This is a genomic window from Bradyrhizobium sp. 26S5, from assembly GCF_036923295.1.
GTDB classification, from domain to species: domain Bacteria; phylum Pseudomonadota; class Alphaproteobacteria; order Rhizobiales; family Xanthobacteraceae; genus Bradyrhizobium; species Bradyrhizobium septentrionale.
This window is the reverse complement of the sequence record NZ_CP145948.1, coordinates 422,367-444,624: the sequence shown is the minus strand read 5'-3', so window position 1 is coordinate 444,624 and position 22,258 is coordinate 422,367. Positions and strand designations below refer to the sequence as shown.

Here is a 22,258-nt window from a genome sequence, read left to right as displayed (position 1 = left end):
TTTCCAGGGAGGCACGATTTCCATGAAAGCGATCATCGGAATTGCTTTGGCTGCAATGCTGGTCACTTCGGCGAGTGCGCAGGACTCACCGTTTCGAAAAGAGCTGAAGCGAGGCGACCTGACCGGGACGAACATGGAAGTCGTCACGAGCATCAGCGAGTTCAAGCCCGGTGACACCCCAACGCTTCACATCCATCACGGTGAGGAATCCTATTACTTCCTCGAAGGTGGCACCATCGAATTGCCTGATGGAAAGCAGGTGCCCCTCCCGACTGGCGCCGTCGGCTTGAATGTGAGGGATACACCACACGGCGCTTTCAAGGTCGTCGGTGACAAGACGATCAAGCTGCTGACCGTTCATATTGTCGACAAGGGCAAGCCGCTTTACGACACTCGAAATAGCATCGTTCAACGGCCATCGGGCGAACAGCAGGCGTGACGGGCTGCGCGCGTCCGCCATATACGCCCAACCCACTGAAGTCGCTTCTTACGCGTACCGCCCGTGGCAGTGCTTGTACTTCTTGCCGCTGCCGCAGGGGCAGTCCTCGTTGCGGCCGACCTTGCCCCAGCTTGTGGGGTTGTTCGGATCGCGGTCGGCGGCGGACATTGCCGGCGCCAGCGAGGCCTGGGCGTAGGTGGCCTCCGTCAGGCGGGCCTGGGCAAACTCGTCCTCGCCGGTGTTGGGATCGAGCTTGTGCGCTTCCATCGGCGGCAGCGGCTGCGGCGGCTCCTCCGGCGGGACGATCTCGACCCGCATCAATTGCGCGGTGACCGCCTCGCGCAGATGCGCGCTCATCTCCTGGAACAGGTTGAAGGCCTCGGTCTTGTACTCCTGCAACGGATCGCGCTGACCGTAGCCGCGCAGGCCGATCACCTGGCGCAGATGGTCGAGCATGATCAGGTGCTCGCGCCAGAGATGGTCCAGCGTCTGCAACAGGATGGTCTTCTCGACGTAGCGCATCACGTCGGGGCCCCATTGCGCGACCTTGGCCGCCATGCGCTCGTCGACATGGTTCTCGATGCGGTTGAGCAGCTCCTCGTCGGCGATGCCCTCTTCCTTGGCCCATTCGTCGACGGCAGGTCGACATCGAGCACGCGCTTGAGCTCTTCCTTGAGGCCCGCGGTGTCCCACTGCTCGGCATAGGCGTGCTCGGGGATATGCTTGGTGACCACGTCCTCGACGAAGGCGTGGCGCATGTCGGTCACCGTCTCGACCACGCTGTCGTCCTTCATCAGGTCGACGCGCTGGTCGAAGATCACCTTGCGCTGGTCGTTCTGGACATTGTCGAACTTCAAGAGGTTCTTGCGGATGTCGAAGTTGCGCGCCTCGACCTTCTGCTGCGCCTTCTCGAGCGCCTTGTTGATCCAGGGATGGATGATCGCTTCGCCTTCCTGCAGGCCGAGCCGCTGCAGCATGCTGTCGAGCCGGTCGGAGCCGAAGATGCGCATCAGATCGTCTTCGAGCGACAGGAAGAATTTCGAGCGGCCGGGATCGCCCTGACGGCCGGAACGGCCGCGCAGCTGGTTGTCGATGCGCCGGGATTCGTGACGCTCGGAGCCGATGATGTAGAGGCCGCCCGGCTTCTTCACGGTTTTGGCGGCCTTGTTGCCTTTGGCGGGCTCGACCTCGAAATCCTCTTCCGCCTTCAGCACGAGTTCGCGGAAGCGCTCGATGTCGGCCTTGATCAGCTCGATCTTCTTGGCCTTCTCGGCCTCGTCGGTGATTCCTCCGGTCTCCTGCTGGATCCGCATATCGAGCGAGCCGCCGAGCTTGATGTCGGTGCCGCGGCCGGCCATGTTGGTCGCGATCGTGATCGCGCCCGGCACGCCGGCTTCCGCGACGATATAGGCTTCCTGCTCGTGGAAGCGCGCGTTCAGCACCGCGAACAGCTTTGCCGGCTTGCCGGCGCGGGCCGCGGCGTAAAGCTTCTCCATGCCGGATTCGGCGCCGAAGTCGATCTGCTTGTAGCCGTGCTTCTTGAGATACTCGGCCAGCACTTCCGATTTCTCGATCGACGCCGTGCCGACCAGCACCGGCTGCAGCCGCTTGTTGGCGCGCTCGATCTCGGCAAGGATCGCGGCGTATTTCTCGTTCTGGGTGCGGTAGACCTCGTCGTCCTCGTCGAGACGCGCCACCGGCAGGTTGGTCGGGATCTCGACGACCTCGAGCTTGTAGATGTCGAACAGTTCGTCGGCTTCGGTCAGCGCCGTGCCGGTCATGCCGGACAGCTTCTGGTACATCCGGAAATAGTTCTGGAAGGTGATCGAGGCCAGCGTCTGGTTCTCGGGCTGGACCGTGACGTGCTCCTTGGCCTCCAGCGCCTGGTGCAGGCCTTCCGAATAGCGGCGGCCCTGCATCATGCGGCCGGTGAACTCGTCGATGATGACGACCTCGTCGTCGCGGACGATGTAGTCCTTGTCGCGGGTGAACAGCGTATGTGCGCGCAGCGCCTGGTTGACGTGATGCACGACGGAGACGTTCTCGACGTCGTACAGCGACTCGCCCTTGAGCTGGCCGGCGTCGCGCAGCAAGTTCTCGAGCTTCTCCATGCCGCCTTCGGTCAGCGTCACCGTGCGCTGCTTCTCGTCGACCTCGAAATCGGCAACCTTGGTCAGCAGCGGCATGAAGGTGTCGATGGTATTGTAGAAATCCGAGCGGTCGTCGAGCGGACCGGAGATGATCAGCGGCGTGCGCGCCTCGTCGATCAGGATGGAGTCGACTTCGTCGACGATCGCGTAGAAGTGCTCGCGCTGGACCATGTCCTCCAGGCGGTACTTCATGTTGTCGCGCAGATAGTCGAAGCCATATTCGTTGTTGGTGCCGTAGGTGATGTCGCAGGCATAGGCCGCCTTGCGCTCGGCGTCGTCGAGGCCGTGCACGATCACGCCGGTGGTCAGCCCCAGGAACGAGTAGATCTGGCCCATCCAGCCGGAGTCGCGGCGGGCGAGGTAGTCGTTGACGGTGACGACATGGACGCCCTTGCCGGCGAGCGCGTTGAGATAGACCGCGAGCGTCGCGACCAGCGTCTTGCCTTCGCCGGTCTTCATCTCGGCGATGTCGCCCTCGTGCAGCACCATGCCGCCGATCAGCTGAACGTCGAAATGGCGCTGGCCGAGCGTCCGCTTGGCCGCCTCGCGCACCGTGGCGAAGGCCGGAACCAGGAGGTCGTCGAGCGTCTTGCCGCCGGCGAGCTGCTGCTTGAATTCGGCGGTGCGGGCCTTGAGCTCATCGTCGGTGAGTTTGACCAACTCGGGCTCGAGCGCGTTGATGGCGTTGACGCGGGACTGATACCCCTTGACCCGACGGTCGTTGGATGAGCCGAAAAACTTGCGGGCGAGCGCGCCGATCATGCGAAATTCCTGTTCTTCGGTCTTGAGTTAGGTCTCGAATTTAGGTCTTGGATTACAGCCTGAGATGGTCCGCCAGATCGCCTATCAACTCACCGTGACGCGCTCCGGTTCGAGCCCCGACCCGGGGCTCCTCCGCCAATTGAGTGGGAAACAGGCCATCCTGGGTTCAACGGCGAAAAACGCAGCAAAATAAGCGCTCTCACCGCCGACACGGTTGGCCAGAGATATGGCCCGCTTGGGGGGTTGTCAACGCTGGCAAGATGTCAAGGAATTCATCATTTTGACAAGACTTTCGCGTTGCCAATGTAACACGATTGGGCGAGTGTCCGCCCCGCTCGAGCTCCCCCCTTTGAGACAAGGATTTTGCATGACCACCTCGCCTCCGGAAACCAAAACCGGCCTGCGCCTCGGCCTCGCCACCCTGGCCGCCACGGGCTGTCTTGTCGCAGTGCTGGCTGCCGGCCTTCCGGTCCGCGCCGCGGAATCCGACCCGGTGCTGGCGAAGGTGAACGGTTCCGAGATCCATGCCAGCGACGTGGCGCTCGCCGAGGAGGAACTCGGCCCGAGCCTGGCCCAGATGGACCCCGCGACCAAGAAGGACAACGTGCTGTCGTTCCTGATCGACATGAAGATCGTGTCCAAGGCCGCCGAGGACAAGAAGATCGAGAACAATGACGACTTCAAGAAGCGCCTCGCCTTTACCCGCAACCGCCTGTTGATGGACAGCCTGCTTGCCAGCGAGGGCAAGGCGGCGACTACCGACGACGCCATGAAGAAGGTCTATGACGAGGCCGCCAAGCAGATCACCGGCGAGCAGGAGGTGCGCGCCCGCCACATCCTGGTCGAGACCGAGGACGAGGCCAAGGCGATCAAGGCCGAGCTCGACAAGGGCGCCGACTTCGCCGAGCTCGCCAAGAAGAAGTCCAAGGACCCCGGCGCCTCCGACGGCGGCGACCTCGGCTTCTTCACCAAGGAGCAGATGGTGCCGGAATTCTCCGCGGTCGCCTTCTCGCTCGAGCCGGGCAAGATCTCCGATCCGGTCAAGTCGCAGTTCGGCTGGCACATCATCAAGGTCGAGGAAAAGCGCAGCCGCAAGGCGCCCGACTTCGAGCAGGTGAAGGCCCAGATCGAGACCTATGTGACCCGCAAGGCCCAGGCCGACTACGTCGCCAAGCTGCGCGAGGCCGCCAAGGTCGAGCGCCTGGACAAGCCGGCCGACGCGGCGACCCCGCCCGCGGATGCGGCCAAGGACGCGCCGAAGCCAGCCGACAACAAGATGGCGCCGGCGAAGAAGTAAGCTTCGCTAAGCCGACAGTTTCAATGTGCGATGGCCGGGCATGTCCCGGCCATTTGCGTTTTGGGATGCACTCGGCTGATCGCGTCGTCCCGGCCTAGGTGGTGTGGACTCTAAGGATTCCCTTTTAGGAGCAAATCAGATTCAAGGCTGCTTTTGGGGAGGCCGCCTTGGGTGTGATGGACCGTTTGGTATTGAGCGACGCGGCGTGGGAGCGGATAGCGCCGCTGATCATAGGGCGCCCCGATCAGAAGGGCTCCACCGGGCGCGACAACCGGATGTTCGTGGAAGGTGTGCTGTGGATCGTGCGTACGGGGTCTCCCTGGCGCGATCTTCCGGAGGTGTTTGGGGACTGGAACAGCGTGTTCCGGCGCTTCAGTCGATGGAGCATCAAGGGTGTTTGGTGGCGGATCTTCGAGGCGATGTCCGATGATCCGGACTTCGAATATCTGATCGTCGATTCCACCATTGTTCGGGCGCATCAGCACGCCGCCGGCGCCAAAAAGGGGGGTCTGAAGATCAAGCGGAAGATCAAGCGATCGGCCGCTCGCGCGGCGGCCTGAGCACCAAGATACATATGGCCGTTCGAGGCTTGGGATGTCCGGTGCGGTTCACGCTTACCGCAGGTCAGAAGGGCGATGCACCGCAAGCCGCCGCATTGATCGAAGGCTTATCCGCCGAGGTCGTCATGGCCGATACGGCCTATGACGCCGATCACTTGCGCCAAGCCATCGCCGCCAAAGGCGCGCTCGCCGTGATCCCCAACAACCCGTCACGCGCGCTCAAATATCCACTCGACAAGCATTTCTATGCCCAGCGTCATCTCGTCGAATGCTGCTTCTCAAAGCTCAAGCAGTTCCGCCGCGTCGCAACCCGCTTCGAAAAAACGGCCCGGAACTACCGGGCCGTCGTCACTCTCGCAGCCATCGTTCTATGGATGCGCTAGTGTCCACACCACCTAGTGCGCAATTGCGCACGGGGGCCGGGACCCATAATCCGCGGCGGAGCCTTTGTTGCCGTGGCAGCAGTTTCTTGAACAATTGATGACGGTGGCTATGGGTCCCGGCTTTCGCCGGGACGACGCCGTTATGCGTTCGCGCCCGAGCCCTCTCCCGCTTCTCACGGCGAGATGTTATGCAGCGCTTCCCTCCCCGTAGCCGGAAGCTTGCCGATGTCCACCGCCGTCTCCCCCCTCGCCCCACCAGACGTTCCCGAGATGCCCGTGATCGCGGGTGTGCGGCTTGCGACCGCTGCCGCCGGCATCCGCTACAAGGGGCGTACCGACGTGCTGCTCGCGCTGCTGGACAAGGGCACCACGGTGGCCGGCGTCTTCACCAAGTCGAAATGCCCGTCGGCGCCGGTCGAATGGTGCCGTGCCAAGCTGAAGGGCGGGAATGCACGCGCGCTGGTGGTCAATTCCGGCAACGCCAACGCCTTCACCGGCAAGACCGGCAAGGCGTCCACCACGCTGACCGCGCAGATCGCGGCGAAGGCGGTCGGCTGTTCGACGTCGGAGGTGTTCCTTGCCTCGACCGGCGTGATCGGCGAGCCGCTCGACGCCACCAAGTTCGACGGCGTGCTGGCGCAGCTCACGGAGGCCGCGACGGCCGATCGCTGGATGGACGCCGCCAAGGCGATCATGACCACCGACACCTTCCCGAAGGTCGCCACCGCGACCGTGAAGCTCGGCAAGGCCAAGGTGACGATCAACGGCATGGCCAAGGGCGCCGGCATGATCATGCCCGACATGGCGACCATGCTGTCGTTCATCTTCACCGACGCGCCGCTGTCGGCCTCAGTGCTGCAATCGCTGCTCAAGACCGGCGTCGAGGACACCTTCAATGCGCTGACCATCGACGGCGATACCTCGACCTCGGACACGCTGCTGGCATTTGCAACCGGCGCCGCGGCTGCCAACGGCGCGCCAAAAATCTCGCGCGCCAGCGACCCGCGCCTGAAGGCCTTCACCAAGGCGTTCCAGCAGGTCCTCGCCAATTTGTCCGAGCAGGTGGCGCGCGACGGCGAAGGCGCGCGCAAGCTGGTCGAGGTCGTGGTCGTGGGCGCGACGACAAAACCGTCGGCGCGCAAGATCGCGATGTCGATCGCCAATTCGCCGCTGGTGAAGACCGCGATCGCCGGCGAGGACGCCAATTGGGGCCGCGTGGTGATGGCGGTCGGCAAGGCCGGCGAGCCCGCCAACCGCGACAAGCTCTCGATCTCCTTCAACGGCATCCGCGTCGCCAAGAGCGGCGCACGCGATCCGTCCTATGATGAGAAAGAGATGTCGGAGGCGATGAAGGCGCCGAAGATCCAGATCAAGGTCGCGCTCGGCCTCGGCAAGGCTAGAGACCGCGTGCTGACCTGCGACCTCACCAAGGAATACGTCGCGATCAACGGCGATTACAGGTCGTAAACATCGCCGTCATCGCGAGGGGCTCGCGACAAGCTTGCAAAGCAATTTTGTGCTGAAGCGACGAACTGTCCGCCGTAGCTTTCGCGAAGGCGGAAGCAATCCATCTGTCCGCGCGTGCAGAGAGATGGATTGCTTCGCTTCGCTCGCAATGACAGAATCTCCGCCAACACCGCATCTGGACCTTGGCCCCGCATGGCTGACATCAAGCTGACCCTCGTCGTCGCCTGCGCGCTGGTCGATGCCGACAAGCGCGTGCTGCTGGCGCAACGCCCCGAAGGCAAGGCGCTGGCGGGCCTGTGGGAATTCCCGGGCGGCAAGATCGAGCCCGGCGAGCGGCCGGAGCAGACGCTGATCCGCGAGCTGCACGAGGAGATCGGCATCACGGTGAGCGAGCCGTGCCTCGCGCCGCTGACTTTCGCCAGCCATGCCTACGAGACCTTCCATCTGCTGATGCCGCTCTACATCTGCCGGCGCTGGGAGGGCATGGTCGTGGCGCGCGAGGGCCAGAACCTCGCCTGGGTACGCGCCAACAAGCTGCGCGACTACCCGATGCCGCCCGCGGACATCCCGCTGCTGCCGCATCTGATCGATTTGTTGCTGTAAAAGTGGCCGTTCCCCGGATGCTGCGCAGCACGTAGTGATGCGCTGCTGGTCCGGGGTCCATGTGGCGAGATGGGTCCCGGTTCTGTGGAGCAGCGCTGCGCGCCGCACCGCGCCCGGGATACGACTACTCTCGCTTCGTGCCCTTCACCGCCGCCTCCAGACTCGCCTTCGCCGAGCCGGGCCGCAACGGCTTCGGCTGGCTGTCATGCGGCGCCCAGCCGGAGAGCCAGACGATGTCGAAGGTGGCGCGGATGCGGCCGTCGGGATCGGCGAAGCGTTCGCCGTAGATTTGCGCCATGCGCAGCATGGTGGCGCGGCGGGTCGGGGTATGACGGCGCTCGCGCAGCACGTTGGTGGCGCCCATGCGCCGCAAATCGGCCATCAACGCGAACGCGCTGGCGTAGCGCACCACGACGCGGTCGACGTCGGTGACCGGCAGCGCGAAGCCGGCCCGCTGCAACAGCGCGCCGATGTCGCGCAGATCGGCAAATGGCGCGACGCGCGGCGACACGCCGCCCTCGCATTCGGCTTCCGCCGCCGCAAAACTCTGCCTGAGCTCAGTCAGCGTGTCGCCGCCGAGCATCGCGGCGAGCAGGAGCCCGTCCGGCTTCAGCGCGCGCCGGATCTGCGCCAGCACACCAGGCAGGTCGTTGACGAACTGGAAGGCCAGCACGGAGACCGCGAGATCGCGCGACTCCGGCGGCAGGCCGAGCGACTCCGCCTCAGCAAAGCCGATCGTATCGACCGAGGCGACCCGCCCGCGCAAGGCGTCCGCGAGCCCGTCGCCCGGCGTCCAGACGTCGACACCTGAGCAAAAGCTTCGCGACACTGCCTGCAAGCGGTCCGCCATGTCCTCCGTGGCGCGCTCGAGCAGAAATGTCGCCGCCCCCTCGCGCCGCGCGCGCGCAAGCCGCGCGCCGAGCAAGGCGCGATCGAACAAAATGGGGGCAGTTGCCGGGGTCGGTGCCATGCCCGCTCGTTACGCCGGACGGCCGCCGCAGGCAATGCGCCTTGAGCCCGCGCGGCTCAAACGCTAGCCTCGCCTTCCATGGACGCCGAGGCATCACCCCCACGCTCCATTGCCGGTCACATCCAGCGCGCGCTCGGTGCGGTCGGGGGCGCGTGGCTGCGCACCGCGCGGCTTGCGCTCGACATCGCGCTGCCGACATTGTGCGTGTCCTGCCGCGAGCCGGTTCATGGCGAGGGCGTCTGCGCGGCGTGCTGGGCCAAATTGTCGTTCATCGCACAGCCGTTCTGCCCGCGGCTCGGCATTCCCTTCGTCTATGATCCCGGGCCTGAATTGCTATCGATGGAGGCGATCGCCAATCCGCCGTCCTACCAGCGCGCCCGCGCCGCGGTGCGCTATGACGACGTCGCGCGCACGCTGGTGCACGCGTTGAAATACCAGGATCGCACCGATCTGGCGCCGACAATGGGCCGCTGGATGGCGCGTGCGGGGAAGGAATTGCTGGAGGAGGCCGATATGCTGGTGCCGGTTCCCCTGCACTGGCGGCGCGGCTGGAGCCGGCGCTACAACCAGTCCGGCGCGCTCGCCAAGGTGATCGCGCGCCAGAGCGGCGTCAAAATGGTCTCCGAGGCGCTGCGGCGCATCCGCGCCACCGAGCAGCAGATCGGGCTGTCGCGCAAGGACCGCGCCAGCAATGTGCAGGGCGCATTCGGGGTCGCCGCCGAACGCAAGGCTGACATCCAGGGCCGCCGCGTGATCCTGGTCGACGACGTCCTCACCTCGGGCGCGACAGTCGATGCCTGCGCGCGGGCGCTGCTGCGGGCCAAGGCGTCGCAGGTCGACGTGCTGGTGTTCGCCCGGGTTGTCGATACCCACCGCGCTCCCATATAATCTCGTATTCTGGTTCAACCGAGCGCACCATGACCGCCGACATCGAAATCTACACCCGTCCGGGTTGCGGTTATTGCACCGCGGCCAAATCGCTTTTGACGCGCAAGAACGCCGCGTTCACCGAATTGAGCGTCGCCAGCAACCCGGCCTACCGCGACGAGATGTACAACCGGGCCGGAGCCGGCACGACCTTCCCGCAGATCTTCATCGGCAAGACCCATGTCGGCGGCTGCGACGAGCTCTATGCGCTCGACCGCGAGGGCAAGCTCGACGGCCTGCTCAGCAACGGAGGCGGCGCCTGATGGCCGACAGCACCAATTTCACCGCCGCCATGGTGCAGATGCGCACCGGGCTGCTGCCGGAGCCGAGCCTGGAGCAAGGCACGCGGCTGATCCGCGAGGCGGCGGCGCAGGGCGCCAACTACGTGCTGACGCCTGAGGTCAGCAACATGATGCAGCTGAACCGCAAGGCGCTGTTCGAGCATCTGGCCAGCGAAGAGGACGACAAGTCGCTAAAGGCCTATCGCGCGCTCGCCGCCGAATTGAAGATCCATCTCCATATCGGCTCGCTGGCGCTGCGCTACTCGCCGGAGAAGGCGGTCAACCGCTCGTTCCTGATCGGGCCTGAGGGCAATCTGCTCGCGAGCTACGACAAGATCCACATGTTCGATATCGATCTGCCGGGCGGCGAGAGCTATCGCGAATCGGCCAATTACCAGCCGGGCGAGACCGCGGTGATCTCCGACCTGCCGTGGGGCCGGATCGGGCTGACGATCTGCTACGACGTGCGTTTCCCGGCGCTCTACCGCGCGCTGGCCGAGGCCGGCGCCTCCTTCCTCACGGTGCCCTCCGCCTTCACCCGCAAGACCGGCGAGGCGCATTGGCACACGCTGCTGCGCGCCCGTGCCATCGAGACCGGATGCTTCGTGTTCGCCGCGGCGCAGGCCGGCCTGCATGAGAACAAGCGCGAGACCTTCGGGCATTCGCTGATCATCGACCCCTGGGGCGAGATCCTCGCCGAGGGCGGCGTCGAGCCGGGCGTGTTCCTGGCCGAGATCGATCCCGCCAAGGTCGAGACCGCGCGAAAGACCATCCCCTCGCTGCAGCACGGCAGGCGTTTCGGCATCGCCGACCCCAAGGCGGGCCCGGAACATCTGCACCTGGTCCGGGGTTCGGCATGATCCGCTACACGCTGCGCTGCGAGCACGGCCATCAGTTCGAGAGCTGGTTCCAAAGCTCCTCGGCCTATGAATCGCAGGAGCGGCGTCATTTGATCGATTGCCCGGCCTGCGGGTCGAGCAAAGTCGAGCGCGCGATCATGGCGCCGCAGATCATCGGCAAGAAGGGCCGCGAGAAGGCTCAGCCAGCACCCGCAGCGTCGCCTGCCCCCGCCGAGGCACCCGCCAGCGAATCGACGTCGCTGATGATGGCGCAGGAGCGCGAATTGCGCGCCAAGCTGAAGGAGCTGCGCGACCACATCGTCAAGAACGCCGACAATGTCGGCGAGCGCTTCCCCAACGAGGCGCGCAAGATGCATTACGGCGATATCGAGCATCGGCCGATCTATGGCGAAGCCTCGCCCGAAGAGGCGCGCGCGCTGATCGACGAGGGCGTCGAGGTCTCGCCGCTGCCGACGCTGCCGGAAGACAGGAATTGACCTCGACCTGGCAGGTCTGGGCGTTTTTCTCGGCCATCTTCGCGGCGCTGACCGCGATCTTCGCCAAGGTCGGCGTCGAAGGCATCAATTCCGATCTTGCCACGCTGATCCGCACTGTGATCGTGCTGATCACGCTGTCGGCGATCCTGTTCGCGACCGGGCAGTTCAACCAGGCCGGACCGATCTCGGCCAAAAGCTGGCTGTTCCTGCTGCTGTCCGGGCTCGGCACCGGCGCGTCATGGATCTGCTATTTCCGCGCGCTCAAGCTCGGCCCGGCGACGCTGGTGGCGCCGATCGACAAGCTCAGCGTGGTGCTGGTGGCGCTGTTCGGCGCCGTCTTCCTCGGCGAGCGCCCTTCGGCCTATGGCTGGCTCGGGATCGCGCTGATCTCGGCCGGCGCGGTGCTGGTTGCCGTCAAAGGCTGATCCATAGTGTTTTCGAGCGAAGTGGCTTACCGGTTCGCGTGAAGAAAACGCGTCAAACAAGAGTCTACGCCGCGATCAGCAGCGCGACGCCGATCACGATCAGGACAATGCCGAACACCTCACGCAGCGAGAACGGCTGCTTGAGCGAGAAATACGCCACGCCCTGCGCGAACAGCACCTCGATCAGCGCCAGCGTGCGCACATTGGCGGCCGCCGTCAGCGCGAACGCCAAGAACCAGAATTGCGAGGAGAACGCACCCATGAAGCCCGCGAACATCGAGGGCCGCCACAGCCTAAGGATTTTTCGCAGCACGTCGGGTGCGCGCAGCAACAGATAGACCGACAGGATCAGCGTCTGCACGAACAGGCTCCACATCAGCGTGTAGGAGGCCGCCGTCACAAACGAGACGCCAGGCACGGCAATGATCGCGCCGCGAAAACTCACCGCCGAGATCGCGAACACCGCGGCGGCGCCGAGGCCGAGCACCGTCGGCCGCAGATCGGCAAAACTCTTCTGCCCGCCGGGCCGCAGAGCGGTGATGACGACGCCGACGGTGGCGATCACGATCGCGATCACCTTAGGCGTCGTGAGATGATCGCCGAGGAAGATGAAGCCGAAGATCGCGGTCTGGATCGCCTCGGTCTTCATGTAGGCCGTGGTCACCACAAAGGAGCGGTCGTTCATCGCCAGCAGCATGAAGCCGGTGCCGACGATCTGGCTGAGCGCGCCGGACAGCAGCCACGGCCAGAACGACGACGCCGGCCACGGCACGGCATCGCCGGTCAGCAGCACCGCCAGCGCGAAGAAGACCACCGAGAACGGCAGGCCGAACAGGAAGCGGATATTGGTCGCGCCCCAGGTACCGAGCGGCCCGGTCAGATGCCGCTGCATCGCATTGCGCGCCACCTGCCCGAACGCAGCGACGATGGTGAAGGGGATCCAGAGCGAGGCGATCGTGAGCATGCGGGATAAGGGAAGTGTGCCGGGGCGGGAGTACGCGCGTAGCGTGCCCGGCGCAGCGCATGCGGTCAACTGACGCGCCGCATGACAGGGCTGCGCCTTAACTCCCTCGCCCCGCCCTTGCGGGGAGAGGGCTGGGGTGAGGGGCTACTTCCGCAAACTCGATGAGCAAAGCGCGCGGAGAGTCCCCCTCACCCGGATTGCTCCCGACGATGCTTCGCATCGCCGAGCGCAATCCGACCTCTCCCCGCAAGCGGGGCGAGGTGACAGGCAACTCACACCTCCTCCGCCACCACCATGTAGTTTACGTCCATGTCGGACGAGACGCTCCATTTGTCGGCGATCGGGTTGTAGACCACGCCGGCCTGCTCGGTGACGGCGAGGTTGACGTCGCCGAGATAACGTTCGAGTTCGGCGGGGGTGACGAACTTGCTCCACTCATGGGTGCCGCGCGGCAGCCAGCGCAGCACGTATTCAGCGCCGACGATCGCCAGCGCAAAACTCTTCCAGTTGCGGTTCAGGGTGGAGACGACCATCAGCCCCCCGGGCTTGAGCATCGCCGCACAGCGCTTGATGAAGGCGCCGACATCGACGACATGCTCGACGACTTCCATCGCCAGCACGATGTCGAAGCGCTCGCGCACGTCCATGTCCTCGATCGTGGTGCAGCGGTAGTCGATCGACAGATGGCCCTTGTCGGCGTGCAGCTTGGCCGCTGATATATTGGTGGCGGATGGATCGATCCCGATCACCTGGGCGCCGAGCCGCGTGAACGGCTCGCACAGCAACCCGGCGCCGCAGCCGATGTCGAGCAGGCGCAGACCGGACAGGCAGTTCAGGCTCTTGGCGTTGCGTTCGAACTTGCGGCAGGCGGCGTCGCGGATATAGGTCAGGCGCAGCGGATTGATCTTGTGCAGCGGCGCCATCTTGCCGCGCGGATCCCACCATTCATCCGACAGTTTCGAGAACTTCGCGACCTCGGCCGGATCGACCGAGTTGGCGGAGGCATTGGAGAGAGTTGTGGCCATGATTGCGCGCGCCCCTATCGCGCGGTGATCGAATTGCGGAACGATAGCGGCGAGGCGATGGTCTTGATGGTCTCGATGCCCTCGCCGACGCCGCGAATGGTGACGTCGCCATAATTGAGCAGCCGCCCCATGATGCTCTGGTTGACGTCGACGCTCTCGACCTTGTCGAGGCTCATCTCGAAGGTGCGGCGCTTGATGAAGCCGCTCTTGTGCACCACGCGGAAATTGGTGACGTCGGTTTCCGTGGTCCAGCGATGGAACCAGGCCGTGACAGTCCAGTACAGCGCCGCAACCGCGACCACGGCGGCGGCCGCCAGGCAGGCCAGCGTGAGGCCGTCGACCGCCGTCATGCGCGACAGGATCAGCAGCACCAGCACCACGATCCAGGCCCCGATCGCCGGCAGATAGAACATCCAGTGCGCGTTGGTGGAATACAGCACCTTCTCGCCAGGCTGCAGGATTTCGTCGATGTAACGCCCCATCCGATCCGCCTTCGAATTACCCTCGCGCTACCCTTGCGTTACCCTCGCGCAACAGCCCGCCCGCAACCGGTAAAAACACCCCAAAAGACCCTCAAGGGACCCCCAGGAAGCGGCTTGCCCCCGGGCGCGGCGCTATGTATACGCGCCTTTCGGTCCCCGCGCTTGCGGTTTTCGGCGTGGGTTAACCTACTTATCCTCTTAAAGGAATAGACGCGTCGTCATGGGCCGCCTCGTGATGAAATTCGGCGGTACGTCCGTCGCCAATATCGATCGCATCCGCAACGTCGCGCAGCATGTGAAGCGCGAGGTCGACGCGGGCCACGAGGTCGCCGTCGTCGTCTCCGCGATGTCCGGCAAGACCAACGAACTGGTCGGCTGGTGCACCGAGGCCTCGCCGATGCACGACGCGCGCGAATATGACGCGGTGGTCGCCTCCGGCGAGCAGGTCACCTCGGGCCTGCTCGCGATCGTGCTGCAGGGCATCGGCATCCAGGCGCGCTCCTGGCAGGGCTGGCAGATCCCGATCAAGACCTCGGACGCGCATGCTTCGGCGCGCATCCTCGATATCGACGGCACCGAGATCATCACCCGCTTCAAGGAGCGCCAGGAGGTCGCCGTGATCGCCGGCTTTCAGGGCATCAACCCGCAGACCGGCCGCATCACCACGCTCGGCCGCGGCGGTTCGGACACCTCGGCGGTGGCGATCGCGGCCGCGCTGCGCGCCGACCGCTGCGACATCTACACCGACGTCGACGGCGTCTACACCACCGACCCCCGCGTGGTGCCGAAGGCGCGCCGGCTCGACAAGATCGCGTTCGAGGACATGCTGGAGCTGGCCTCGCAAGGCGCCAAGGTGCTGCAGGTTCGCTCGGTGGAACTCGGCATGGTGCACAACATGCCGATCTTCGTGCGCTCCAGCTTCGACAAGCCTGAGGATATCGACCCGCACGCCAACCAGCCGCCGGGCACGCTGATCTGCAGCGAGGAGGAAATCATGGAAATGCACGTCGTCACCGGCATCGCCTTCTCCAAGGACGAAGCCCAGATTTCCGTGCGCCAGATCGAGGACAAGCCCGGCGTGGCCGCGGCGATCTTCGGGCCGCTCGCGGATGCCAACATCAATGTCGACATGATCGTGCAGAACGTGTCCGAGGACGGCAAGGCCACCGACCTCACCTTCACCGTGCCGGCCGCCGACTATAATCGCGCCAAGGACACGATTACCTCCGCCAAGGCCAAGATCGGCTACATCAGGCTCGACACCGCGACCGACGTCGCCAAGGTCTCGGTGATCGGCAGCGGCATGCGCAGCCACGCCGGCGTCGCGGCGAAGGCGTTCAAGGCGCTGGCCGAGCGCAACATCAACATCCGCGCCATCACCACCTCCGAGATCAAGTTCTCGGTCCTGATCGACGCCGCCTACACCGAACTCGCGGTGCGCACGCTGCACACGCTGTACGGGCTGGATCAGGCGTAGGGGTTACCGCGGACTGACGGCGGACGGAGCTCCATCCGCTGTCATTCCCCGGTGCGCAATTGCGCACCTGAGGGCGTGCGGAGCACGAGCCCGGAATCCATCGGGCCGCGGATTCCGTGGGAAAATCGATTCCGGGCTCTCGCTTCGCGAGCCCCCGGGGAACGACGGGGTAGAGAGCACGGGATACCCTCCAGTACCCCCATCCCGGAGTTAGAATTTCTCTTAGCGGGCGCAGCATTGAGCTGACGCAGACGTTATTTGCTGCTGGCAGGCGTTTTGCTTGGCAAAGCGAGCCTCGATTGGCTATACGGCCAGTCAGGTGGGCTGTCGCAAACTGTGGCACAGTTTCAGCGATCTCGAATCGGCGGGAACTGGCGCGAGCGGCGACGCCGAATGACTAAAATAGTTGGTTTTGACGAGTTTTGCGCCAGCGGCCGGCGGGCCCGGTGCGCCGGCCTCGTGGGGAGGGACTGAAGCATATGCGGAGCGCGTCGGGAGGCCCTCGCATCCTGTTGAGACGACTCCGCGAAACCATGGCGGAGCAAGTCTCGGCCCAGGAACGCCTCGACAAGATCGTGGTGCTGATCGCGGCCAACATGGTGGCCGAGGTCTGCTCCTGCTACGTGCTGCGCGTCGACAACACGCTCGAACTCTACGCCACCGAAGGTCTGAACCGCGACGCCGTGCACCGCACCGTGATGAGCGCGCATGAGGGCCTGGTCGGCCTCGTCGCCAGCGAGGCGACGCCGCTCAATTTGTCCGACGCGCAAAGCCATCCGGCCTTCGCCTACCGCCCGGAAACCGGCGAAGAGGCCTACCACTCGTTCCTCGGCGTGCCGATCCTGCGTGCCGGCAACACGCTCGGCGTGCTGGTGGTGCAGAACCGCGCCAAGCGCACCTATGTCGAGGAAGAGGTCGAGGCACTGCAGACCACCGCCATGGTGCTGGCGGAGATGATCGCCTCCGGTGAGCTTGCTGCGCTGGCCCAGCCCGGCGCCGAGCCCGCCGCGCGGCACTCGCTGCACAAGACCGGCGCAGTGCTCTCCGACGGCATCGCACTCGGCCATGTCGTGCTGCACGAGCCGCGCGTCGTCATCACCAACTACATCGCCGAGGACCTGCCGAAGGAAGTCAAGCGGCTCGACACCGCGCTCGCCAATCTGCGCGCCGATCTCGACCGCATGCTGGAGCGCGGCGACGTCGCCGAGGGCGGCGAGCACCGCGAGGTGCTGGAAGCCTACCGCATGTTCGCCAACGACCAGGGCTGGTCGCACAAGCTGCATGAGGCGGTCGCCACCGGCCTCACCGCGGAGGCCGCCGTCGAACGCGTGCAGTCCGACACCCGCGCCCGCATGCTGCGCTCGACCGATCCCTATCTGCGCGACCGGCTGCACGACCTCGAGGATCTCGGCCATCGCCTGATGCGCCAATTGGTCGGCCAGGACCATGCGCCGTCGCGCGAGCAATTGCCCGACAACGCCATCCTGATCGCCCGTGCGATGGGTCCCGCGGCGCTGCTCGACTACGACCGCAAGCGGCTGCGCGGCCTGGTGCTGGAGGAAGGCACCGCGAATTCCCACGTCTCGATCGTGGCGCGCGCGCTCGGCATTCCCGCGGTCGGCGAGGTGCCGAACGCGCCCGGCATCGCCGATCCGGGTGATGCCATCATCGTCGACGGCATTTCCGGCGAGATCTATGTCCGTCCCTCCGCCGAAATCGAATCGGCCTACGCCGAGCGCGTCCGCTTCCGGGCGCGGCGGCAGGCGCAATATTCGGCGCTGCGCGACAAGGCGTGCGTGACCAAGGACGGCCAGCCGATCGAGCTTCTGATCAATGCCGGCCTGACCATCGACCTGCCGCATATCGACGACACCGGCAGCGCCGGCATCGGCCTGTTCCGCACCGAATTGCAGTTCATGGTGAGCCCGAGCCTGCCGCGCTCGAGCGACCAGCTCGCGCTGTACCGCACCGTGCTCGACGCTGCGGGCAGCAAGCCCGTCACCTTCCGCACGCTCGACATCGGCGGCGACAAGGCGCTGCCCTACATGGAGACCGTGGTCGAGGAAAATCCCGCGCTCGGCTGGCGCGCGATCCGGCTCGGCCTCGACCGCCCCGGCCTGCTGCGCGGCCAGATCCGTGCGCTGTTGCGCGCCGGCGGCGGCCGCGCGCTGAAGATCATGTTCCCGATGATCTCCGAGATCGCCGAGTTCGACCAGGCCAAGGCAATCGTCGAGCGCGAGCTGACCTATCTGCGCCAGCATGGCCATTCGCTGCCCGAGCGCATCGATATCGGCACCATGTTGGAAGTGCCGGCCCTGCTCTACCAGCTCGACGAGCTGCTGAAGAAGGTCGACTTCGTCTCGGTCGGCTCCAACGACCTGTTCCAGTTCCTGTTTGCGGTCGACCGCGGCAATGCCAAGGTCTCCGAACGCTTCGACATCCTGTCGGCGCCGATCCTGCGCGCGCTGCGCGACATCGTGCGCAAGGCCAAAATTGCGAAGAAAGCCGCCTCGCTGTGCGGCGAGATGGCCTCGAAACCGATCGGCGCGCTGGCGCTGATCGCGCTCGGCTACCGTTCGCTTTCATTGTCAGCAACTGCGCATGGCCCGGTCAAGGCGATGATCCTCGACCTCGACGCCACGAAGGCGGAGGCGATGATCAATCCGCTGCTGGATGCTCCGGTCGGCAGCGTGTCGATCCGCGCGGCGCTGACGAAATTTGCGGAAACCGAGGGGCTGGCCTTGTAGCGACGCTGTCGTCGCCGCCGCCGCACTTTCTCGCCTCCCGCAATTCGAGACACCACCATGCTACCCGAAGCCAAACTCGACGTCCTGCTCGCCCATCACGCCTCGCTCGAAGCCGAGCTGCTCGGCCAGGTCAACTCCGAGCGCTATGTGCAGATCACGCGCGAGCTCGCCGAGCTCAATCCGCTGATCGACGCAGTGAAGCTCTATCGCGCCGCCCGCACCGAACTCGCCGATACCGAGGCGATGCTGGCGGATGAGGGGACTGACGCCGAGATGCGCAGCATGGCGGAAGCCGAGCTGGAAACGCTGCAGGCGCGCATCGGCGACCTCGAGCAGAATATCCGGATCGCGCTGTTGCCCAAGGACGCGATGGATGACCGCAACGTGGTGCTGGAAATCCGTGCCGGCACCGGCGGCGACGAGGCCTCGCTGTTCGCCGGCGACCTGTTCCGGATGTATGAGCGCTTCGCCGGCCTGCAGGGCTGGAAGGTCGAGGTGATCTCGGCGAGCGAAGGCACCGTCGGCGGCTACAAGGAAATCATCGCCGAGGTGCAGGGCCGCGGCGCGTTCGCCAAGCTGAAATTCGAATCCGGCGTGCACCGCGTGCAGCGCGTGCCCGACACCGAGACGCAGGGCCGCATCCACACCTCGGCTGCGACCGTCGCGGTGCTGCCCGAGGTCGAGGACGTCGACGTCGACATCAAGAACGACGATCTGAGGATCGAGACCATGCGCGCGGGCGGCGCCGGCGGTCAGCACGTCAACAAGACCGAATCGGCGATCCGCATCACCCATCTTCCGACCGGCATCGTGGTGATGATGCAGGACAGCCGCTCGCAGCACAAAAACCGGGCGTCGGCGATGAACATCCTGCGCTCGCGCATTTATGACGCCGAGCGCCAGCGTGTCGAGGCCGCGCGCTCGGCCGACCGCAAGGAGAAGGTCGGCTCCGGCGACCGCTCGGAGCGCATCCGCACCTATAACTTCCCGCAAGGGAGAGTCACCGACCACCGCATCAATCTGACACTCTACAAGCTGCCGCAGGTGATCGCGGGCGAGGCGCTCGGCGAGCTGATCGATGCGCTGACCACCGAGCACCAGGCCGCGCAGCTCGCGGCGCAGGGCGCGGCGGCGTAAGCGCCAGCGCGTTTTCGAGCGAAGTGGATACCGGTTCGCGTGAAGAAAACGCGTCAAAACAAGAAGCTGGAGCTTCGGTTCTGATTCAGTCAGGACCGAAGCTCTAGCGTTTTTGCGACTGCCTGAAGTGGCGCAGGATCTTGCCGAGCGCCGGACCTGCCGTGGTCAGCTCCTCGAGGTGAATTTTCGACAGCGCTTGCAGCTTGCGCTCGCCCTGCGCCGTCAGCGTCACCAGAACACGCCGGCCGTCGGCGGCATCGACCGCCCGCGTCAGCAGCCCGAGCTTGGTCATCCGGTTGACCAGCTCGACCGCGGTGTGATGTCGGATCAGCAAATAGCGGGCGAGATCGCCGACCGTGGTTGGCTCTTCGCCGGAGAATCCCTTGATGGCGAGCAGCGCCTGATGCTGCTGCGGGGTCAACCCGGCTTGCTGGGCCGCCTGTTCGCTGAACGCAAGGAAGCTGCGCAGCTGGTGGCGAAACCGCGCCAGCGCCGGGTAATCGACCGTCGCGGCCGCTGCGCTGCGCTTTGCGGTCGCGGCCGGCGCGCGCCGCTGCTTCGATTGAGGCATTCGCTGGTCCTGCTCCAGGCTCGCTCCGCCGGACGGCAGGAGCCGTGCGACGCTATCAAGCCCGGGCCCGGCGGACCATCCTACCTCACGCCTTTGCACTCATGTTTTCAACGGTTTGACGGTCGAGCAGCGCGGCCGGGCGGCATCACGGCTGCGGCCAGTGATCGTAGCTCGAACTCAAGATCTTCAGCAGCACGATCTGGAAGGCGACCGGAATCCGTGGGCTCCGGCGGCGGATCGACTTCTCCAGCGCCTCAGTGATCTCGCTCTTGGTCAGATGCCCGGCCGAGGCACGCTCGACCAGATCGCCCCAGACCTCCGACAGCGATTTGCCGGTATGATGCGGCGCCGGGATCGATATCCCGCGCGTCTCGGCCCAATCGATGATCTCACGCATGGTTTGCTGTCCGCAGTTTCGCGCGGTCGCAAGATGGCGCGCCGTGAGCAGGCGAAGCAGATCGTCCGGCGGCGTCCAGCCCAGCTTTGGCGGCACTTCGTCGAGCAGCTCGGCCGACAACTCCTTCAGAACGTTGATCGCGCGGATGCTCAGGCCGCTCGACTGCTCAGCGCCGCCGTCCTCGGTCACGGCGCGCTCTCCGGGATTTCCGGTGCGACTTGAAGGCTCGTGGATCATCGCCTCTCACTACAGGACCCGCACCCGGGCGGTAAACCCAGATATATCGTATTCCGACATTAATTCCATCGTAGACCGATATGGTTCGACGAAAGGCGACATTGACTAAATATGCCGGTGGGGAATTGTAGCTGCGACGGGCTGCTCCATCGCAGCCGGCGCATCCAGCCGCCGATCGATCCGATCCGGCGGCCAGTGAGCATGCACGCCAAAAATCATACAATTGGAGGATAGTGAGCGATGAGCACCAAGGATTTCCTGCCGCGCAGAGCACTGAACGTCTCGCGTCGCACCCTGCTGCAGGCCGGTGCCGGCCTGATCGGCGGCACCGTGCTGCCGGCCTCGATCGCATCGCGGGCATTCGCCGAGGATCATCCGGCGATCGGGACATTTCCCGCCGGCTCGTCCGGCTCCTCGGCCTTCATCGGCATCTCGGTCCCGCGCACCGGCACCTATGCGGTGCAGGGCGAGGATGAGCTCAAGGGCTATCAGCTCGCGATCGAGCACATCAACAGCGGTCACGAACTGATCAAGAAGATCTCGCCGAAGACCTCAAAGGGCGTGCTCGGCAAGGAACTGAAGTTCGGCGTCGCGGATTCCGCGGCGAAGCCGAACGAGGCCGTGCAGGCGCAGCAGCGCTTCATCACCGAGAACAAGGCGGTGATGATCACCGGCGGCACGTCGAGTGCGGTCGCGGTCGCGCTGAACAAGCTGGCGCAGCGCGAGAAGGTGATCTTCGTTTGCGGTATCTCCGGATCGAACGACACCACCGGCAAGGATTGCGTGCGCTACGGCTTCCGCCAGAACTTCTATGGCCAGACCGCTGCCGCTGCGATCGCGCCGGTGCTGATCAAGCAGTTCGGCAAGAACAAGAAGGCCGCCTATCTGACGCCCGACTACACCTATGGCCACACGGTGACCAAGTCGATGCAGGACCGCCTCGCCGAGGCGGGCTGGACCACCACCACCAACCAGGTGTCGCCGCTCGGCGCGCCCGACTATTCGTCATATCTGCTCAATGTCGCGAATTCCGGCGCCGACGTGCTGATCAACGTCAACTGGGGCCACGACGCCGTGCTGTCGACGCAGCAGGCCAAGCAATTCGGCGTGCTCGACAAGATGAAGCTCGTGGTGCCCTACCAGGTGCCGTTCATCGCCCGCGAGACCGGCGGCCTGATGCAGGGCGTCTACGCCGCGACCGACTATTGGTGGACCATCGAGGACAAGTATCCGCTGGCCAAGATGTTCAACGAGACCTTCGAGAAGAAGTTCGGATACAAGCCGGAATGGGGCGCCGAGAACGCCTATGTCAGCTTCGCGCACTGGGCCCGCATGGTCGAGGAAGCCGGCAGCTTCTATCCGCCCGACGTCATCAAGGCCTACGAGAAGGGCGAGACCGTCCCTTCGCTGGTCGGCGATGTGCATTATCGCCCCGAAGATCACCAATGCGTCCGCCCCGTCTTCATCGTCCGCGGCAAGATGGAAAAGGAGATGAAGAACAAGGAGGACTATTACGAGGTGATCGAGATCGTCGCCGGCGACGGCTTGATGCAGAAGCCGGATGCGTTCGGCTGCCATCTCGGCGACTACACCTGATCAACGTGGGACAACTCGGCGCCGT

The 22,258-nt window shown here is 65.0% G+C and carries 19 protein-coding genes and 2 pseudogenes; 14 read left to right on the top strand and 7 right to left on the bottom strand.

Annotated elements, in window-relative coordinates:
* Positions 1 to 22 precede the first annotated feature (22 nt).
* Positions 23 to 439, top strand: coding sequence for a cupin domain-containing protein (locus tag V5279_RS02055; protein WP_338694671.1), 417 nt, complete (start codon positions 23 to 25; stop codon positions 437 to 439).
* A 48-nt stretch (positions 440 to 487) separates the two neighbouring features.
* Here the strand turns inward: V5279_RS02055 and secA are convergent.
* Positions 488 to 3,351 (bottom strand): annotated as a pseudogene (gene secA, locus V5279_RS02050) (preprotein translocase subunit SecA).
* A 367-nt stretch (positions 3,352 to 3,718) separates the two neighbouring features.
* Between secA and V5279_RS02045 the strand changes: the two are divergent.
* The 4 genes and pseudogenes from V5279_RS02045 to V5279_RS02030 all read left to right on the top strand — a co-directional run bounded on the left by V5279_RS02045 (position 3,719) and on the right by V5279_RS02030 (position 7,661).
* Positions 3,719 to 4,648 (top strand): peptidylprolyl isomerase, encoded by a 930-nt coding sequence (locus V5279_RS02045; RefSeq protein ID WP_166212088.1) that lies wholly within the window; start codon positions 3,719 to 3,721, stop codon positions 4,646 to 4,648.
* 167 nt (positions 4,649 to 4,815) lie between these two features.
* Positions 4,816 to 5,591 (top strand): annotated as a pseudogene (locus tag V5279_RS02040) (IS5 family transposase).
* A gap of 225 nt (positions 5,592 to 5,816) precedes the next feature.
* On the top strand, positions 5,817 to 7,058 hold the full coding sequence (gene argJ, locus V5279_RS02035; RefSeq protein ID WP_338694664.1) for a bifunctional glutamate N-acetyltransferase/amino-acid acetyltransferase ArgJ: 1,242 nt from the start codon (positions 5,817 to 5,819) through the stop codon (positions 7,056 to 7,058).
* Positions 7,059 to 7,250: 192 nt separating this feature from the next.
* Complete coding sequence (locus V5279_RS02030; protein WP_029079570.1) at positions 7,251 to 7,661, top strand: (deoxy)nucleoside triphosphate pyrophosphohydrolase; 411 nt, start codon at positions 7,251 to 7,253, stop codon at positions 7,659 to 7,661.
* Between the two features lie 124 nt (positions 7,662 to 7,785).
* Here V5279_RS02030 and V5279_RS02025 read toward each other — a convergent pair whose 3' ends face one another.
* Positions 7,786 to 8,631: a methyltransferase domain-containing protein gene (locus V5279_RS02025; protein ID WP_338694661.1), complete on the bottom strand. Its 846-nt coding sequence runs from the start codon at positions 8,629 to 8,631 to the stop codon at positions 7,786 to 7,788.
* A 78-nt stretch (positions 8,632 to 8,709) separates the two neighbouring features.
* Between V5279_RS02025 and V5279_RS02020 the strand changes: the two genes are divergently transcribed.
* The 5 genes from V5279_RS02020 to V5279_RS02000 are packed head-to-tail and all read left to right on the top strand — an operon-like array spanning position 8,710 to position 11,600.
* Positions 8,710 to 9,519, top strand: a complete 810-nt coding sequence (locus V5279_RS02020) for a ComF family protein (protein WP_338694659.1) — start codon at positions 8,710 to 8,712, stop codon at positions 9,517 to 9,519.
* A gap of 29 nt (positions 9,520 to 9,548) precedes the next feature.
* The gene (gene grxC / locus V5279_RS02015; protein WP_029079567.1) at positions 9,549 to 9,821 is read left to right on the top strand and encodes a glutaredoxin 3; all 273 of its coding nucleotides are present in this window, start codon (positions 9,549 to 9,551) and stop codon (positions 9,819 to 9,821) included.
* Positions 9,821 to 10,699 carry a carbon-nitrogen hydrolase family protein gene (locus tag V5279_RS02010; RefSeq protein WP_338694657.1) on the top strand — a complete coding sequence of 293 codons (879 nt, stop codon included), beginning with the start codon at positions 9,821 to 9,823 and terminating at the stop codon, positions 10,697 to 10,699. Before grxC ends, V5279_RS02010 begins: the two co-directional genes overlap by 1 nt.
* Positions 10,696 to 11,175: a DUF1178 family protein gene (locus V5279_RS02005; protein ID WP_338694655.1), complete on the top strand. Its 480-nt coding sequence runs from the start codon at positions 10,696 to 10,698 to the stop codon at positions 11,173 to 11,175. The genes V5279_RS02010 and V5279_RS02005 overlap by 4 nt, the downstream gene beginning before the upstream one ends.
* Entirely contained in the window at positions 11,172 to 11,600 is a 429-nt protein-coding gene (locus V5279_RS02000) for an EamA family transporter (RefSeq protein ID WP_338694653.1), read from the top strand. Before V5279_RS02005 ends, V5279_RS02000 begins: the two co-directional genes overlap by 4 nt.
* Before the next feature lie 64 nt (positions 11,601 to 11,664).
* Here the strand turns inward: V5279_RS02000 and V5279_RS01995 are convergent, their stop codons facing one another.
* From V5279_RS01995 to V5279_RS01985, 3 genes are all read right to left on the bottom strand, one after another.
* Positions 11,665 to 12,564: a DMT family transporter gene (locus V5279_RS01995; RefSeq protein WP_166301366.1), complete on the bottom strand. Its 900-nt coding sequence runs from the start codon at positions 12,562 to 12,564 to the stop codon at positions 11,665 to 11,667.
* 272 nt (positions 12,565 to 12,836) lie between these two features.
* Entirely contained in the window at positions 12,837 to 13,589 is a 753-nt protein-coding gene (gene ubiG, locus V5279_RS01990; RefSeq protein ID WP_166301363.1) for a bifunctional 2-polyprenyl-6-hydroxyphenol methylase/3-demethylubiquinol 3-O-methyltransferase UbiG, read from the bottom strand.
* A gap of 14 nt (positions 13,590 to 13,603) precedes the next feature.
* Positions 13,604 to 14,071 carry a PH domain-containing protein gene (locus V5279_RS01985; RefSeq protein WP_166212122.1) on the bottom strand — a complete coding sequence of 156 codons (468 nt, stop codon included), beginning with the start codon at positions 14,069 to 14,071 and terminating at the stop codon, positions 13,604 to 13,606.
* Positions 14,072 to 14,291: 220 nt separating this feature from the next.
* Here V5279_RS01985 and V5279_RS01980 point away from each other — a divergent pair, with 220 nt between their 5' ends.
* From V5279_RS01980 to prfA, 3 genes are all read left to right on the top strand, one after another.
* The gene (locus V5279_RS01980; protein ID WP_338694649.1) at positions 14,292 to 15,548 is read left to right on the top strand and encodes an aspartate kinase; all 1,257 of its coding nucleotides are present in this window, start codon (positions 14,292 to 14,294) and stop codon (positions 15,546 to 15,548) included.
* 479 nt (positions 15,549 to 16,027) lie between these two features.
* Positions 16,028 to 18,295 carry a phosphoenolpyruvate--protein phosphotransferase gene (gene ptsP / locus V5279_RS01975; RefSeq protein WP_338694647.1) on the top strand — a complete coding sequence of 756 codons (2,268 nt, stop codon included), beginning with the start codon at positions 16,028 to 16,030 and terminating at the stop codon, positions 18,293 to 18,295.
* 57 nt (positions 18,296 to 18,352) lie between these two features.
* On the top strand, positions 18,353 to 19,432 hold the full coding sequence (gene prfA / locus V5279_RS01970; protein WP_338694645.1) for a peptide chain release factor 1: 1,080 nt from the start codon (positions 18,353 to 18,355) through the stop codon (positions 19,430 to 19,432).
* Positions 19,433 to 19,535: 103 nt separating this feature from the next.
* On the opposite strand, the gene V5279_RS01965 is transcribed toward prfA, so the two are convergent.
* Both V5279_RS01965 and V5279_RS01960 read right to left on the bottom strand, forming a co-directional pair.
* Positions 19,536 to 20,003: a helix-turn-helix domain-containing protein gene (locus V5279_RS01965; RefSeq protein WP_338694643.1), complete on the bottom strand. Its 468-nt coding sequence runs from the start codon at positions 20,001 to 20,003 to the stop codon at positions 19,536 to 19,538.
* A 145-nt stretch (positions 20,004 to 20,148) separates the two neighbouring features.
* Complete coding sequence (locus V5279_RS01960; RefSeq protein ID WP_338694641.1) at positions 20,149 to 20,589, bottom strand: hypothetical protein; 441 nt, start codon at positions 20,587 to 20,589, stop codon at positions 20,149 to 20,151.
* 288 nt (positions 20,590 to 20,877) lie between these two features.
* Here V5279_RS01960 and V5279_RS01955 point away from each other — a divergent pair, with 288 nt between their 5' ends.
* Complete coding sequence (locus V5279_RS01955; RefSeq protein WP_338694639.1) at positions 20,878 to 22,233, top strand: substrate-binding protein; 1,356 nt, start codon at positions 20,878 to 20,880, stop codon at positions 22,231 to 22,233.
* Positions 22,234 to 22,258 lie beyond the last annotated feature (25 nt).

Bases quoted from the DNA above. Each gene is read 5' to 3' on its own strand.
- V5279_RS02030 (WP_029079570.1), top strand. From the start codon at position 7,251: ATGGCTGACATCAAGCTGACCCTCGTCGTCGCCTGCGCGCTGGTCGAT.
- V5279_RS01980 (WP_338694649.1), top strand. From the start codon at position 14,292: ATGGGCCGCCTCGTGATGAAATTCGGCGGTACGTCCGTCGCCAATATC.
- prfA (WP_338694645.1), top strand. From the start codon at position 18,353: ATGCTACCCGAAGCCAAACTCGACGTCCTGCTCGCCCATCACGCCTCG.
- V5279_RS02020 (WP_338694659.1), top strand. From the start codon at position 8,710: ATGGACGCCGAGGCATCACCCCCACGCTCCATTGCCGGTCACATCCAG.
- V5279_RS02055 (WP_338694671.1), top strand. From the start codon at position 23: ATGAAAGCGATCATCGGAATTGCTTTGGCTGCAATGCTGGTCACTTCG.
- argJ (WP_338694664.1), top strand. From the start codon at position 5,817: ATGTCCACCGCCGTCTCCCCCCTCGCCCCACCAGACGTTCCCGAGATG.
- V5279_RS01955 (WP_338694639.1), top strand. From the start codon at position 20,878: ATGAGCACCAAGGATTTCCTGCCGCGCAGAGCACTGAACGTCTCGCGT.
- V5279_RS02045 (WP_166212088.1), top strand. From the start codon at position 3,719: ATGACCACCTCGCCTCCGGAAACCAAAACCGGCCTGCGCCTCGGCCTC.
- grxC (WP_029079567.1), top strand. From the start codon at position 9,549: ATGACCGCCGACATCGAAATCTACACCCGTCCGGGTTGCGGTTATTGC.
- V5279_RS01965 (WP_338694643.1), bottom strand. From the start codon at position 20,003: ATGCCTCAATCGAAGCAGCGGCGCGCGCCGGCCGCGACCGCAAAGCGC.
- ptsP (WP_338694647.1), top strand. From the start codon at position 16,028: ATGCGGAGCGCGTCGGGAGGCCCTCGCATCCTGTTGAGACGACTCCGC.
- V5279_RS02005 (WP_338694655.1), top strand. From the start codon at position 10,696: ATGATCCGCTACACGCTGCGCTGCGAGCACGGCCATCAGTTCGAGAGC.
- V5279_RS01985 (WP_166212122.1), bottom strand. From the start codon at position 14,071: ATGGGGCGTTACATCGACGAAATCCTGCAGCCTGGCGAGAAGGTGCTG.
- V5279_RS02010 (WP_338694657.1), top strand. From the start codon at position 9,821: ATGGCCGACAGCACCAATTTCACCGCCGCCATGGTGCAGATGCGCACC.
- V5279_RS02025 (WP_338694661.1), bottom strand. From the start codon at position 8,631: ATGGCACCGACCCCGGCAACTGCCCCCATTTTGTTCGATCGCGCCTTG.
- ubiG (WP_166301363.1), bottom strand. From the start codon at position 13,589: ATGGCCACAACTCTCTCCAATGCCTCCGCCAACTCGGTCGATCCGGCC.
- V5279_RS01995 (WP_166301366.1), bottom strand. From the start codon at position 12,564: ATGCTCACGATCGCCTCGCTCTGGATCCCCTTCACCATCGTCGCTGCG.